10 protein-coding genes are annotated in these 14,910 nt (G+C 45.4%); 9 read left to right on the forward strand and 1 reads right to left on the reverse strand.

Annotation, left to right across the window (positions count from 1 at the left end; translation table 11 throughout):
• Positions 1 to 4 precede the first annotated feature (4 nt).
• Positions 5 to 2,569: an ATP-grasp domain-containing protein gene (locus QUA33_RS15600; RefSeq protein ID WP_333149352.1), complete on the forward strand. Its 2,565-nt coding sequence runs from the start codon at positions 5 to 7 to the stop codon at positions 2,567 to 2,569.
• 87 nt (positions 2,570 to 2,656) lie between these two features.
• Complete coding sequence (locus tag QUA33_RS15605) at positions 2,657 to 2,902, forward strand: phytochelatin synthase family protein (protein WP_333149353.1); 246 nt, start codon at positions 2,657 to 2,659, stop codon at positions 2,900 to 2,902.
• A gap of 120 nt (positions 2,903 to 3,022) precedes the next feature.
• On the opposite strand, the gene QUA33_RS15610 is transcribed toward QUA33_RS15605, so the two are convergent.
• A complete protein-coding gene (locus tag QUA33_RS15610; RefSeq protein ID WP_333149354.1) occupies positions 3,023 to 3,562 on the reverse strand; it encodes a hypothetical protein in 540 nt (179 codons plus the stop codon).
• A 71-nt stretch (positions 3,563 to 3,633) separates the two neighbouring features.
• Between QUA33_RS15610 and ruvB the strand changes: the two genes are divergently transcribed.
• The 7 genes from ruvB to QUA33_RS15645 all read left to right on the forward strand — a co-directional run bounded on the left by ruvB (position 3,634) and on the right by QUA33_RS15645 (position 14,838).
• Positions 3,634 to 4,728, forward strand: coding sequence for a Holliday junction branch migration DNA helicase RuvB (gene ruvB / locus QUA33_RS15615; protein WP_333149355.1), 1,095 nt, complete (start codon positions 3,634 to 3,636; stop codon positions 4,726 to 4,728).
• A 12-nt stretch (positions 4,729 to 4,740) separates the two neighbouring features.
• Positions 4,741 to 5,304 carry a Uma2 family endonuclease gene (locus QUA33_RS15620; protein WP_333149356.1) on the forward strand — a complete coding sequence of 188 codons (564 nt, stop codon included), beginning with the start codon at positions 4,741 to 4,743 and terminating at the stop codon, positions 5,302 to 5,304.
• A 162-nt stretch (positions 5,305 to 5,466) separates the two neighbouring features.
• The gene (gene recN / locus QUA33_RS15625) at positions 5,467 to 7,221 is read left to right on the forward strand and encodes a DNA repair protein RecN (RefSeq protein ID WP_333149357.1); all 1,755 of its coding nucleotides are present in this window, start codon (positions 5,467 to 5,469) and stop codon (positions 7,219 to 7,221) included.
• Positions 7,222 to 7,824: 603 nt separating this feature from the next.
• Complete coding sequence (locus QUA33_RS15630) at positions 7,825 to 11,007, forward strand: GAF domain-containing protein (RefSeq protein WP_333149358.1); 3,183 nt, start codon at positions 7,825 to 7,827, stop codon at positions 11,005 to 11,007.
• A 457-nt stretch (positions 11,008 to 11,464) separates the two neighbouring features.
• Positions 11,465 to 12,013 (forward strand): inorganic pyrophosphatase, encoded by a 549-nt coding sequence (locus tag QUA33_RS15635; RefSeq protein ID WP_333149359.1) that lies wholly within the window; start codon positions 11,465 to 11,467, stop codon positions 12,011 to 12,013.
• 160 nt (positions 12,014 to 12,173) lie between these two features.
• Complete coding sequence (locus tag QUA33_RS15640) at positions 12,174 to 13,481, forward strand: serine/threonine-protein kinase (protein WP_333149360.1); 1,308 nt, start codon at positions 12,174 to 12,176, stop codon at positions 13,479 to 13,481.
• Positions 13,482 to 13,623: 142 nt separating this feature from the next.
• Entirely contained in the window at positions 13,624 to 14,838 is a 1,215-nt protein-coding gene (locus QUA33_RS15645; RefSeq protein ID WP_333149361.1) for a serine/threonine-protein kinase, read from the forward strand.
• Positions 14,839 to 14,910: the final 72 nt, after the last annotated feature.

The raw sequence follows: 14,910 nt of genomic DNA on the forward strand, positions 1-14,910 counted from the left end.
AAATATGTTTGATGCGCTTAACTCAGTTCTTCAAAGTTATAAATTGAAGCCGCTCAAAGAATCTCATATAGAACAAGATTCAGATGAAAATAAACCCTGCATTGTTTTCTTCGCTTTAGCAAATGAAAGGGTTGCATTACTGCTAGCCGCCAGTAAAATTTTGCCGGAATGTGCTTTTATCGTGCCTGAACCGACTTGGGTAAAAGTTGTTCAAGAGGGTGATAAATCTGTATTATACCTCCTTGAAGGGATGACGATGAACGAATTGGGTCAATGTTTTCACACCAAATTCAAAACTCCTCAGAGGATAACTTTTTTATGCAACTTTTGTACCGAAGCAGCTTTCAGTTTTTATGAACCAGTCCACCAAGAGAAGGCTAATAAATTTCAGTTCTATGAAGGACTGGCGGACTGCCCGATGTCAAGTGGTATAGAACTGGAAGAATATACCAATGACAAACTGCATACTCGCTTACTTGCTGCTGCAAGAAATGTCAATGTACCCCAAACGATGGCTTTTGGCTTTTCTTTGGAAAAATATAGCCATCATCCCGTCACTCCAAAAGTTCAATTAATTCCCCTATCTAAAAATCTTTCTAGTGATGAAATCCGAGAATATCTGACGGCATTTCCGGCTTCTCAATTTGTGATTAAGCCTTCTAGAGTAAGGTGGACGGGAAGCCGAGTATGCACTATTGAGTCAAAAGATAATCTGGATAGGGCTGTTGAAAAATTTAAGAAATGTATGGATCCACTCCAGGACAATGATTGTCTGCTTGTGGAGGAATTTATCGAGTTAAGTATTACTGAGAATAGTAAGCTGGGTTCGAGGCTGAGGGTATTTGTAACCCGTCGCCCTAATAACGTTGTCGAGACTTCCGGCATTATCTGTAATCTAGGCTACGTTAACCAACCAATCAATGGAGATACTTCTGAAAGTTTTTCAATCGACTATCTGTGTAACTTGCTCCAGTTGACAAACGAAGAGAAGAATCAGCTTGTTGAAAAAATTAACCAATTAGGTCAAGCGGTACTAGAGTCTATTATTGGCTACGAAACGCAATATTTAACCCATGTCCCCCAAAACAAACAAACTGATTTTATTGGTTTAGATGTTGTTTTGAAGAATCACAAGGGACAAATAGAGCCAATTCTGATTGAAGTCAACGAGCGCGATTGTATTAGCACCTTGCAGCTATACGAAATGCAACATTCCCCCAACAGGGCTGACATCCTCGATAAATGGGTGGAAACGATGTTGTACCGCTCCTATCAATATATGCTAAAAGGCAAGAATATATTGATGATAGGAGGTGGAGGCTACTCAAAGCTAAACATTTTTGAATTTGCCAATCAAGTAGGTATCAATATCATTTTGGTCGATAGCGATCCTCAACATTTCGCTGTCAGCTACAGCAGGCAATTTTTCAATATTAACATTGACGACCATACCAAAGACATTGAAAATGCTTTAGCTATTGTGGAATTTGTTCATAAGCATCACACACCTATAGATGGAGTAGTTACGTTTTGGGAAGATAATGTACCTTTGTCCTCTTTAGTCGCTACTTTTTTAGGAAAACCAACCAACAGCTATGAATCGGCAAGCATTGCTAAAAGTAAGTTTCTAACTCATAAAAAAATCTTAGCGGTTGAACCCAGTCATGAAGCTAGAGGATTCTCCAATGGTGTTGAAGTTTTCAATTTAAAGGATGTTGCAGATGTCTATAAAATTCCGCACCCTTATTATCCTTTAGTAATTAAGTTGGATACTGGAAGTGCTTCCTTTGGTGTAGAGGTAATTCAAACAGAAGAAGAATTATTAGCTAAGTTTGAAAACTATAAAAACTATATTCAAACCGCCACACAGTATGGTGCTGGATTAGGTTTTAACTATCGAATATTTGTCACGCCTTACTTGCAAGGGTCTGAACATGATGTTGACATAATCATGTTTGATGGTGAGTTGGTAGCTGGTTATGTCACTGATAATGGGCCTACTGTGCCTACTCTCTGTAATGAAATGACGGAAATTATGCCGAGTTTGCTGGACGGAGAAAAACAAGAAAATCTGATTCATTCAGCCTGGAAAGCTTGCCACGATATTGGCTTAAAAAATGGTGTTTTTTGTGTTGACGTAATTTACACACCACTGGGAGTGAAAATTTTAGAAATTAATGCGAGGATGGGTGGTTTTTATGTATCTAAATGGCAATTTAATATACGGGATGTCAACCTAATTTTGTATTCCTACCTCATTGCTTGCCGGATAAAACCGTTTGTGAATCACAGTAGTTTACCACGAATCTGCTACAATGGCTTTCTTTCTTATAGATCCTTACATAAGGATGTAATAGATGAAGCAAAGCTGAAAGAGTTGTCAGCAGACTCAAATTTCTTTATCAGCATTTTAGAGGAAAAAATACCCGATGAAGAAAAATATGAAGTTCCCTATGCTTCCGTAGCGATTTGCTCTCAAAATATTGCAGAGGGCAAACGTAAAATGAAGAATTTTTTAGATGAGCATTTTCTCACTAGGGAAGAATATAGGTTTATTTGTGAGGACTAAATTATTGGCTCTACAACTAGGAGCTAGGAATCTATTTACTTGCAAGCGCCGAGAAGCAAGGAAATCTGACAAAGGGGACAGCCAGCAATGATTGCAGGTACATTACACTCTGTCAATGGTGTTTCTGATAAAAACCACAGCTACGCTCGCCAGAGCAAGAGCCAACAGGATTTTCAACCGCTTAGCGCTCACATTGAAACCCCAAAGCGTCGTGCGTATTGTGGCGCGGCTAGCAGTGTAATGGTTCTGAATGCGCTCCACCGCCTGTCCCATTGCCGAAGCGTGCAGCTTGAAAGTCATCGGGCGTTGCTGATTTACGGTATGAAACGTTAAATACGCCCCTCATAGAAACCAGTATCCACAAAGCTTTTGGATTTTAAAGTTATTTTTTTCATACCCTGATTAAGCAACGCCCTTCCTTCTTTCTTCTTTCCCCTTCCTTCGGAGGTTATTTTAGCCGATCGCCGATCGCACTGCCGAACCGATCGCTAGTTTTTGCTCGTCGTCGTAGCCCCACCGCCGGAAAAATTCTTCGTACTCGCCGTTGGCACTGTGCAAACTTTCTAGCATTTGCGACGCTATAGTTTGACAGGCTGGCATTTGCAGGATTTGAATTAAATTGCGCGATCGCTCCTGCACTCTAGCAGAATCGGCCGCCATTTCCTCCTTTTGCTGGCGCGAATGATGCACGACCATTGCCGCCGACATCGCCAAATTTTTCACCAGCAGTTCTGCTACGATCTCAGGAGCCGATCGCAGCGCCTCAACTACTCCGGGTGACGGGCGATCTGCCTCCTGTCGGTCGTCCGTTAGATAGGTGACAAAAAACCCCCTAGCACCGTTCTGTGTTTTCACCAGAGAAGCCACAGCTTGCTCGATGTCGGCTTGTAAAAGTCGATCGGCCTCCATGAACGACAGTAAAGATTGAGTCAGCTCGATCGCCCCCTCAAAAGTTATGCTTTCCGATGCTAATAAAGAAGATGGAATACTCATAACGAACTCAATAATTGTCAAGATTCTGCTAACAATTGTAAACACTTCCCGCTGCCCGATCGCAAATAAATATGGCTATTATCTCCTCCAAACAACAGCCCCCAGACCCAAATTTACCCGAAGACATTGCCCCAGCTAGGGTTCCCCGAAAAAAAGCCGTCAAACCCCAGCCGGAATCTCTGGTAGAAGCGCAAGAGTTACCCGACGAAATCAACAGCAAACAAGACGACAAAATCCGACCCCAGCGGTTAGCTGAATACATCGGGCAAAAAGACTTGAGAGAAGTTTTGGCGATCGCAATTGCAGCCGCCAAATCTCGCGGCGAACCTATGGATCACCTGTTACTCTACGGGCCTCCAGGGTTGGGAAAAACCACAATGTCGCTAATTCTAGCAGCAGAAATGGAAGTTGAATGCAAAATCACCACCGCCCCAGCGTTAGAAAAACCGCGAGATATTGTCGGATTGCTGATCAACCTCAAAGCAGGCGACGTGCTGTTTATCGACGAAATTCACCGTTTATCTAAAGTTACAGAAGAAATCCTCTATCCGGCGATGGAAGACTGTCGGTTAGATATTACGATCGGTCAAGGCAAAAGCGCCAAAATCCGCAGTATTCCCCTCAAACCATTTACCTTAGTAGGAGCAACCACAAAAGTCGGCTCCCTCACATCTCCATTGCGCGATCGCTTCGGCTTGATCCAAAGATTGCGCTACTACGAAATAGACGAACTTAGTCTAATTGTCCAAAGAAGCGCCCAAGTTCTCGACACTCAAATCACCCCAGAAGGAGCCACAGAAATTGCCCGCAGAGCTCGCGGAACCCCCCGGATAGCTAACCGCTTGCTGCGACGAGTTAGAGACTACAGCGAAGTCAAAAATTTAAAGCCAATTGATGCCGAAGTAGCCTCACTCGCCCTGGAATTATTCAACGTCGATCCGCTAGGTTTGGATTGGACTGATCGGCGAATTTTGACAGCAATGATTGAGAACTTTAACGGCGGCCCCGTGGGCTTAGAAACCCTCGCAGCTTCCACAGGAGAAGACACTCAAACCATTGAGGACGTATACGAACCATACTTAATGCAAATCGGATTTTTGCAGCGGACAAGTCGGGGCAGAATGGTAACTATTGCTGCTAGGAAACACTTAGGTTTTATGGAATAAAAGGAGTAAAAAATGGTACAAATACAAACAAAAATACTAACTTTGTCAGAGTTTCTAAAACTGCCAGAAACAGAACCAGCTAGCGAATATATCAACGGTCAAATTATCCAAAAGCCTATGCCACAAGGAAAACATAGCAAGTTACAGGGAAAGCTAGTCACAAAAATTAACGAGATAGTGGAACCGAAAAAGATTGCCCTAGCATTTCCTGAATTGCGCTGTACTTTTGACGGTAGATCGATCGTGCCAGATGTCACAGTATTTACTTGGGAAAGAATACCAGTTGATAAAAATGGGGATATTGCTAATGTATTTGAAACTTACCCTGATTGGACTATTGAAATTCTGTCTCCTGGCCAGAGTCAAACTAAAGTAACTGGGAATATTTTACACTGTCTGAAAAACGGCACTAAAATGGGTTGGCTGATCGATCCGATGGTGCGCTCAATCTTAATTTATCCCCCTGGAAAGCAACCGGAACTTTTAGCCAAACCCGAAGAATTGTTGCCAGTTCCAGATTGGGCAGCAGAATTGCGGCTGACGGTAGGAGATTTGTTTGGGTGGTTGAAACTATAGCAGAAGTCAGTTGACAGTTGACAGTTGACAGTTGACAGTTGACAGTTGACAGTTGTTATTGGGTATCAATAATTTTCCCGGCTCTCCCTCCAATTAGCAATTAGCAATTAGCAATTAGCAATTACCAATTAACAATTAACAATTAACAATTCCCCATTCCTCATGTTGCTATACCTCCGAATAGAAAACTTTGCCTTAATTGACTGCCTGGATCTAGAATTTGGCCCGACTTTGAACGTATTTACAGGGGAAACCGGCGCTGGTAAATCGATTATCCTAGATGCGATCGATGCAGTTTTGGGCGGCAAGGTCGATCGCCGATCGATTCGCACCGGAGCAGCGCGAGCAATATTGGAAGCTACCTTTGAATTGGACAAAGCCGCAGCTTTGTGGCTGGGCGAGCAAGAAATCGAACCCATAGACGGAAATTTAGCCGTTTGCAGCCGGGAAATTAACGCATCGAGCGGTGCTCTACGCACCAGATCCCGCCTGAACGGAATTCTCGTCAACCGCCAGTTAATGGATCAACTGCGCGATCGGCTTGTGGAAATTACCGCCCAAGGCCAAACCGTCCACCTCGGACAAGAAACCCTCCAGCGAGAATGGCTCGATTTATACGGCGGCAAAAAGCTCACTGAAGCGCGATCGATCGTCGCCTCCGCGTGGCTGGCCGCCAACAACGCCAAGACAGCCCTCAAACGCAGGCGTCAGTCGGAACAGCAGCGACTGCAAAGACTTGATTTGTTAGAATACCAAGTCCGAGAACTCGGCGAAGCCCATATCGAAGACGCCGACGAACTCGAACAGCTAGAACACGAATCAATCCGGCTGGGCCACGTCGTCGAATTGCAGCAGCAGAGTTACCAAGTCCACCAAGCCCTGTACCAAAACGACGGCGACAGCCCATCAGCCGCCGACTTGTTGAGCAAAGCCGAAGTAATTTTAAGCGACATGGCGGTTTACGATGTGCAGTTGCAGCCAATCCTAGAAATGGTCAGCGATGCTTTAGCTCAAGCCACAGAAGCCAGCAGGCAAATTAGCAGCTACGGCGAACAATTAGAAGCAGATCCCGAAAGACTCGAAGAAGTAGAAGATCGGATTCGGGAACTCAAACAAATTTGCCGCAAATACGGGCCGCTCAAAGAAGCGATCGCCTACTACCAAAGCATTCAAAACGAACTAAATGAACTTTTAGAAGGAGGCGAGTCAATGGAAGCCTTAGAACTCGCATATCAGACCGCTTTAGAGCAATTAAAAGACGCTTGCAGCCACCTCACCACCCTGCGGCGCGAAGCAGCCCTCAAACTAGAAACGCACCTGGTAGGAGAACTTAAGCCGTTAGCAATGGAAAAAGTGCAATTTCAAGTCGAGATCTCGCCTTCTACCCCAACCGCTAGCGGTGCCGACCAAATCGCCTTTTGTTTCAGCCCCAATCCGGGCGAACCTCTGCAACCCCTAGGCGCGATCGCCTCCGGGGGAGAAATGAGCCGCTTTCTACTTGCCATCAAAGCCTGTTTTTCCCAAATAGAAAGTGCCGGTACGCTGATTTTTGACGAAATCGACGCCGGAGTCTCCGGGAGAGTTGCCGGGGCGATCGCCAAAAAACTCTACCAACTCTCGGACAAACACCAAGTTCTCTGCGTCACCCACCAGCCGCTGATCGCCGCCATGGCTGATTTTCATTTTCGCGTCAACAAACAGACGATCGAAGCAGAACCAAGTATCGAGGAACCCGCAGCCAACTCCGAACCAATCGAACGTACAGTAGTCAGAGTTGCCGCCCTCAACAGCGAGCAGCGGCGGGAAGAACTCGCCCAACTCGCCAGTGGCCGCTCAGCAACAGAAGCAATCGCCTTCGCCGAATCCCTGCTTGTCGAAGCAGCCGGATTGCGCCAAACTCAGTCAGCCCAACCCTGATTGCACCCTCAAGCCGATCGGGGGGTTAAAAGGCGGAGTTTTTTCAGAGTCGGAGGTTACACTAAAAATATCCACCGCAAATTTTACAAAAAAAGCTGAAAACCCCGTTAATTTAGTGGGATGAAAGCTAAGAGCAGCAAAATAGAGAGAAATTCGAGTTAAAAACCACAATTGTGTAGAGAAGGGCACACATCACTAGCAACTGGTAGTGTCACAATTGCAGCTAGTCCCACAAGGCCACCCCTCTTTCAGCAGTCCTCCCGCCAGTACGCATTCCTGTTCCTGCGGGCGATCGGATCTTAGATCGGTAGAACCTACTTAAACCAGGCACGCACAATGTCAAAATCAGTTAATAAACCATTTAAACAAGATTCGCATTCTCTAAAAAGAGTGCACCAACACTACAGCAGCGTTATCGTCGCACCCACAGTTCACCAGCAAGCCATGCAAACTGAATTTACCTTCCCCTGTCGCCGGAGTTCTGTAAACTGGGAAATACTTTCACACATACTTGAGTTTTGTGCGACAAGTGACTAACTAATGAACTTCCCCGCTATCCTAGCTTAGAGACAAACCCTTACGCTTAAGATTCTGTAAAGGTCTATGAAATCTGCATCTCCCAATGTGTCAGAAGTGGAAAACGAGAGAGAGGGCGCTGTTGTAGGTAAAATTTATCACGAACAGCCTTCTCACTATTCCTCTAACAGTAGTCAACTTGCCAAAAGCCAACCAAGCTTCGCCAGTGTTCTGGCACCCCTAAATAAGCAAAGTTTCACAGTAGTAGTTAAGGAAGTAGAAGAGAAACTTAAGGTTGTCAATCAAACCCTGGGAATGCTCGACAATATCCTTGACCGCCAGGGATTCGATGCCATCCTTAATGAAATGTTGCAGTCGATTACCCTCAAAACAGGGGAATTGCTGAATGCTGCTCGCAGCACGATATTTTTATTAGACGAAGAAAAGAATGAACTCTGGGCGATCGTCGCTAAAGACGAAAATGGCAAAAGTCTAGAGCTCCGATTTCCCGCCCATGTGGGCATTGCGGGAGAAGTAGCCACGGAAAAAAAAGTGGTGAACATTCCTTATGATTTTTATAACGACCCCCGCTCGACTAACGCAAAAAAAACTGACAAAGAAACAGGGTATCGCACTTATACAATGCTGGCGATGCCCCTGATCAACGAAGAAACAGGAGAGTTAGTAGCAGTCGTTCAACTGATTAATAAACTCAAGCCCAACCACGAACATTACGGTATTTTAGAGGAACAGATTGACAAGGCAGGATTTACTCAAGAAGACGAACAAGTTTTTCGAGAATTTGCCCCGTCGATTCGCCTAATTCTAGAATCTTCTAAATCATTCTACGCAGCAAGTCAAAAACAACGGGCCGCCACGGCGCTGATCAATGCCGTCACCGCCCTTTCTAAGAGCAGTCTAGACTTAGAAGATACCCTAAAAAGCGTGATGGATCAGGCCCAAGAACTGATGAACGCCGATCGCAGCACCCTGTGGCTTATCGATGAAGATAAAGACGAACTCTGGACGAAAATCCTGATTACAACAGGTCAACTTCAAGAAATTCGGATGCCCAGAACAGCAGGTTTTGCAGGCATCGTCGCCCAATCCGGCGAACCGCTGTTGATTCCCTTTGATGTATACGACGACCCCCGGGCCGAAAATGCAAAAAAAATAGACAAACAAACCGGCTACCGCACTTGCAGTATGCTTTGTATGCCAGTGTTTAACTCAGACCAAAAATTGATTGGCGTCACCCAATTAGTTAATAAAAAACGACAACAAGGAGAATACCCCCCCTACAACCGGGAAGATTGGCCGCACGCCCCCGATCAGTGGAAAGCGAGTTTCAATCGCAACGACATGGAATTTATGAAGGTGTTTAACATCCAAGCAGGAGTCGCCCTACAAAACGCCAAACTGTTTGCTGAAGTCAAACAGCAAGAACAAAGACAAAAAGATATGCTGCACGCCCTGACTAATGGCGTGATTTCTACAGATAAAAAAGGCAATATAGTAGCGACCAATCCTAGTGCCAAAAAATTATTACTGGGTGACAGCGATACCGAATTAGCCGAAGGTCAATCTTTGCGCGAGTTAATTAAGTTAGAAAAAGGCGATTTTGCCAAATGGTTTGATGCGTCTTTGTCTCCAGAAGACGATAAGGATCGCCAGCAGTATTACCCGGATCAAGTTTTGCTATCCTGCCTAGGAGAACCGCAGAGTATCAATCTCTCGATTAATTCAATGACCGACGCTACCGACCCCAGCAAGGTCAACGGCGCGTTAGTCGTCATGGAAGATATTAGCGAGGCCAAGCAAGTCAAGAACTTGATGTACCGTTACATGACGCCAGAAGTAGCCGAAGCGCTGTTAGCTTCAGGGGATCACGGATTGGGCGGTAAGCGCAAAAACGTTTCGGTGCTGTTCTCAGACATTCGGAGCTATACCACACTTACGGAAAAATTGCATCCCGAAGAAGTGGTAGTGATGCTCAACAAATATTTTGAAGTGATGGTAGATGTCGTATTCGAGTACGGAGGCACTCTCGACAAATACATCGGCGACGCTCTGATGGCAGTTTTCGGCTCTCCAGCGCCCCTAGAGGATCATGCTTGGTGCGCGATGCAAACGGCAGTGAAAATGCGGGAAAAACTGGCAGAGTTCAATCAAGATCGCGTGGCCAATGGCGAACTGCCGATCGGCATCGGTATGGGCGTGCATTCCGATGAAGTTGTCAGCGGCAACATCGGCAGCAGCAAACGCATGGAATTGACTTCGATCGGAGACGGTGTAAACCTCGCCTCTCGCTTAGAAGGCGCCAGCAAACAGTACGGCACCGACTTGATCGTCAGCGACAATACTTACAGAGATTATGCCGATCGGCTCTACGTGCGAGAACTAGACTTTATTACCGTCAAAGGCAAAAGCGAACCAGTAATCGTTTACGAACTCGTCGGCATCCGCGAGGGATACTCGCCAGTGGGCAAGTCACTAACCGAAAAACAGCAAAAAATTATAGAACATTACACCAAGGGGCGCGAACATTACAAAACTCCAGTCAGCCAAAGACTATCAGAAAGTGAGGTGAAAAACATCTTAGATAATGTCGCCGAAATGCCGGAGGCAGAGATTAAGAAGCTCTCCTACAATTTAGAGCAACAGTTGGAAGACGAACTCAAGAACCTGTTATCTCAACTTAAAAAGCTGTCAGAATACGACCCAAAAAACCTGTCCGAAGCAGACCAACTCATTGTGCTGCTACAGTCAGAAATCCAAATGCTCAGATTGGAAGGCATCAAAAACCTCTCGGAAGAGGAAGCCAAAATGCTGCTGCAAGCAAAAATCAAGCCGCTATCAGCAGACGATATTAAATACTTGCAAGAAGGCGAAGTCAAAAAGCTCTTGGAAGCAGACATCTTAGAACCGTCAAATCCCAAAATCAAGAAGCTGAAAGCCGCAGAGATCAGGCGGCTATTGCAGGCAAAAATTAAAAGTCGGGCCTGCGAGACAGTTGCAGAAATGTTAGATGAGGAATTTGAAAATCTGGGACTCGATCAAGTTAAAAAAGTGCTGAGCGAGTTTAAGAAAGCCTTAGAACCAAAAGCCAAGCAAGCTTTTACAGACGCCGAACGCGAATTTAACGCCGTTTTGGAAGTTGACCCGAAAAACAAGGCAGCTAAATTGCACGTCGATCGCTGTATGTTATTTCAGCATCGTTTTTCAGACGTACTCAACTGGGATGGGGTCTGGAATCTCACAGAAAAATAACAGTGGCCCACAGCAAATGCTGGCGGTGGCGCCAGGGTTCCGGGGGGGCGGGGGCGATCGCGATCGGGGTGCGCCTCCCATCCGACCACCCATTAACCTTAATATCCTATTGAGGTTAATTGTAAAGAAGCTCCAACAGGTACTATGGTTAGATAACCGGATTTGAACTCGCAAGCCAGATGCCTGCGTTTCGCCCTACCTGTTTCGTTCGCACTACCTACCGCAATAAACTTAGCACTTCTAGTATTTGAAGCGCTTAAAAATAGTTAGGACTTGCGGCAGCGTTAGCCGATTTCTGAGAAAAATCTTGGAGAAAGGCGACGAAACATCCGATCGAAAACCGGGTTTCTCACCCCGCCCGCGTAAGTCTTAATAGCGTTAGCGGCTCCTAAAAAGAGCTTCCTTCGCAGATAGTCAATGTTCTAGTCTTAGATATAGAAAACCACTAGCGTCAGTTATGAATAATTGGAATTCGCAATCGGGAGATGTTGAGTGGGTAGATCATGTTTACCAACTATTGCTGGAGATTGCTCGGAGCTCCCTGTCAGATATCCCCAGAATCCCGGAAAATATCACTGTTAAGGCCATCCCTCTGATCCAGAAGGTACAAAGCATTCAACAAAGACCTGACGGGCAAGTGTTCAAATCAGGTTCCTTTTCAGTAAACGATCGCGAATGGGTCGATCGAGTCTCCCAACTATTGGTAGAACTAACCAGCGCGTCTTTGTCCTCACAGCCCAAAATGCCGGAAAACCTTGCAGGCAGAGCTTTAGCCCTCGCCGATCGAGCACAAAAAATTAAAGAAGACATCGAAGAAAATGCAGCCGAAATCCCAGCAGATGAAGATGAAAATTCCTTACAGTCTCCAGACGCGCTGCTTTCCCTATTGCACCACAGTTTGAAAACTCAGCGCGCCAAAAGCTACAACCCGGATGCCCCCGAATGGCAGCAAGTCTTGAGCCTGCTCGACGTATTGCAGTCAATTTACAAGCAAATCCAAAATTAAATTCAAGCCTAACTCAGGGGCGTCTTTATTGTGCGAGAACGCTGGCTCTTAAAGGCAGTTGCTCTTTGACATAAAATTTTTTTTGCTGTAGCCCGAACATTTCCGATTATTGCACTTTTGTCAACTACACTAGGTTTAATCGGTTCTAGGGCAAAAGAACATGAGCGGAGAAAACATCGGCGATTTGTCAAAAGAAATATTAGCCGATCGCTATCAGTGCGATCGGCGGCTCGGCAAGCAAGCAGGACGGCAAACATTACTCGCCCGCGACTTAAAAACCCAACAGCAAGTAGTAGTCAAACTCCTCTCATTCAGCAGCGACTTTAACTGGGAAGACTTAAAACTTTTTGAGCGAGAAGTCGAAACCTTAAAATCTTTATCCCATCCGGCAATTCCCCGATATCTCGACTCCTTTGAAATCGACACCCCCAACCGCAAAGGATTCGCCCTAGTTCAGAGTTACATCGAAGCCAAATCCCTACAAGAATATCTCTCAGACGGCCGCACTTTCAGCGAAAGCGAAGTCAAACAATTAGCCACAGCATTATTAGACATCCTCGCATACCTGCACCAGCGACAGCCCCCGGTGATTCACCGCGACATTAAACCCAGCAATATTTTACTCAAGAATCGATCGGGTAACAGCGTCGGGGAAGTCTACCTCGTAGATTTCGGTGCAGTTCAAACCCTAGCCACGCAACAGGGAAAAACAGTCACAGTTGTCGGAACTTATGGCTATATGCCGCCCGAACAATTTGGCGGGAGAGCAGTTCCAGCTTCCGATTTGTACAGCTTGGGAGCAACATTAATCGCCTTAATTACCAAGCAGCATCCTGCCGACTTGCCGCAGCAAGATTTGCAGATCGAGTTCGAGCAATTGACCAAACTCAGTCCCGGTTTTACCAATTGGCTGAAGTGGATGACGCATCCGACTTTAGAATGCCGTCCCGCCTCAGTCCAAATAGCAAAAGAAGTTCTAGAAAAACCACAGGAAATAAATAAATATTCCCAGACATTGAGACTGGGAAAAACGCTAGATACCTCTAGGTTGTTCAAGAATGCGATCGGGCGCAGCACTTGGATGGGAACTCTAGGCGTAGGATCTTGTGCAGCAATTTACGGAACCTTTATTTTTCCGGTAGTGGCGACAATTTTAGGAGGATTTATCGGTCTTTTTCTCGGCTTGCTGCTGGGGTTGGGGAACGGAATAATCGTAGGAATTGTGACGCGCTTGTGGTTTTTTCCCCTAACTAATCCCAAACTTCACCGACAGGTTTTAACTGCAATTAGTATTGTACTCTGTACCTCGATAAGCATCGTCTACTTTCGGATAATGGATTGGAATAAGCTAAACGATTTGAGTTTTGAGATTATTTTCGTGCTAGCACCGTCGCTAATTGCAGGACTGTCAATGGGGGCAAGTAGCAAGTCTATTGCCCGGTGGTATCAAAAAGAAAGTGGACTGTAATCTAAAATTTACAGTTCTGGACTCACTCCGAGCAAATAAACCGGGTTTTTACGAAAAGACGCATTACAACCGCCAGACTCGCTAAACAACCCGGTTTCTGAACCCCGACGCTCCCCTCACACTCAAATTCATGTAAAAAAATATGACTAGCAAAATATTAGCAGAACGCTACGAAGTGCAGCGGCAACTAGGAAAACAAACTGGTCGCCAAACGCTGCTAGCTCGTGACTTACAAACTCACGAATTAGTTGTTATCAAACAGCTATTCCTCGGCAGCGATTTTGAATGGCAAGACCTCAAGCTATTTGAACGGGAAGCGGAAACTTTAAAAGCACTTTCTCACCCAGCAATTCCGCGCTACCTCGACTACCTGGAAATTGACGAACTAAATAGTAAAAGCTTTGCCCTGGTACAGACTTATGTAGAGGGAAAAACTTTGCAAGAGCATTTGCGATCGGGGCGTACTTTTAGCGAAAGCGAGGTGAAAGAATTAGCTAAATCGCTGTTAGCAATTTTGAATTATTTGCACGAGCAAAATCCGCCTGTTATTCACCGCGATATTAAACCTAGCAATATTTTACTGCATAGCAGATCAGGTAACTCGGTTGGACAAGTTTATTTAGTTGATTTCGGTTCGGTGCAGAACCAAGCTGCAAAATTTGGCGGCACAATTACTGTAGTGGGAACTTACGGGTATATGGCACCCGAACAATTTGGCGGGCGCTCGGTTCCGGCTTCTGACCTCTACGGTTTAGGTGCAACTTTAATTTATTTGGTAACGGGTATGCATCCCACCGAACTGTCGCAGCAGGATTTGAAAATTCAATTTGCCGATCGGGTACCGCAGGTCAATCCTAATTTAATAGATTGGCTGGAGTGGATGACAGAACCAAGTTTGTCCAAACGGTTATCTTCGGCTAGGCAAGCATGGCGAGGGCTTAAAAATCCCCACCTTATCAACAAAAGTCCTATGGTGGTGCTGCAGCCACAAGGCAGCGATATTAAACTTACAAAAAATTCGGAGTTTATAGAAATTGTAATTCCGCCACCAGGCATCGGTTTTGGTTTAATTGCCACGCTTTCGGCTGTGGTATCTGCGAGTCTTGTCTCATTTATAGCAAGGGATATGTTGAGCGATGCGTTAAAGATAAATCCCCAATTTTTTATAATAATATCAGGAAGTTTGTTATGTATGGCAGGACTAAAGTTGATATTTGCACTATTTAGGGAAAAGCGCCTCAGAATCGATCGCCAGCAAATCTCCTATACCAGCCATCTGCTCGGGTTAAGATGGAATAATTCCAAGCCAGCCCCCAGACAGGACATTTGCCAGTTGGAAATTGAAGAAATTAAGTAATTGCTCAACTAGGGGAAAAAAGGGAGCCATGAAGAGAGAGGGCTTTTTGAATAGCTTGATAAGCAGTTAAGC

It is taken from the genome of Microcoleus sp. Pol14D4, assembly GCF_036701245.1.
GTDB lineage: Bacteria > Cyanobacteriota > Cyanobacteriia > Cyanobacteriales > Microcoleaceae > Microcoleus.

Excerpts from the sequence above, each read along its gene's own strand:
- QUA33_RS15600 (WP_333149352.1), top strand. The coding sequence starts at position 5 with ATGTTTGATGCGCTTAACTCAGTTCTTCAAAGTTATAAATTGAAGCCG.
- QUA33_RS15605 (WP_333149353.1), top strand. The coding sequence starts at position 2,657 with ATGATTGCAGGTACATTACACTCTGTCAATGGTGTTTCTGATAAAAAC.
- QUA33_RS15610 (WP_333149354.1), bottom strand. The coding sequence starts at position 3,562 with ATGAGTATTCCATCTTCTTTATTAGCATCGGAAAGCATAACTTTTGAG.
- ruvB (WP_333149355.1), top strand. The coding sequence starts at position 3,634 with ATGGCTATTATCTCCTCCAAACAACAGCCCCCAGACCCAAATTTACCC.
- QUA33_RS15620 (WP_333149356.1), top strand. The coding sequence starts at position 4,741 with ATGGTACAAATACAAACAAAAATACTAACTTTGTCAGAGTTTCTAAAA.
- recN (WP_333149357.1), top strand. The coding sequence starts at position 5,467 with ATGTTGCTATACCTCCGAATAGAAAACTTTGCCTTAATTGACTGCCTG.
- QUA33_RS15630 (WP_333149358.1), top strand. The coding sequence starts at position 7,825 with ATGAAATCTGCATCTCCCAATGTGTCAGAAGTGGAAAACGAGAGAGAG.
- QUA33_RS15635 (WP_333149359.1), top strand. The coding sequence starts at position 11,465 with ATGAATAATTGGAATTCGCAATCGGGAGATGTTGAGTGGGTAGATCAT.
- QUA33_RS15640 (WP_333149360.1), top strand. The coding sequence starts at position 12,174 with ATGAGCGGAGAAAACATCGGCGATTTGTCAAAAGAAATATTAGCCGAT.
- QUA33_RS15645 (WP_333149361.1), top strand. The coding sequence starts at position 13,624 with ATGACTAGCAAAATATTAGCAGAACGCTACGAAGTGCAGCGGCAACTA.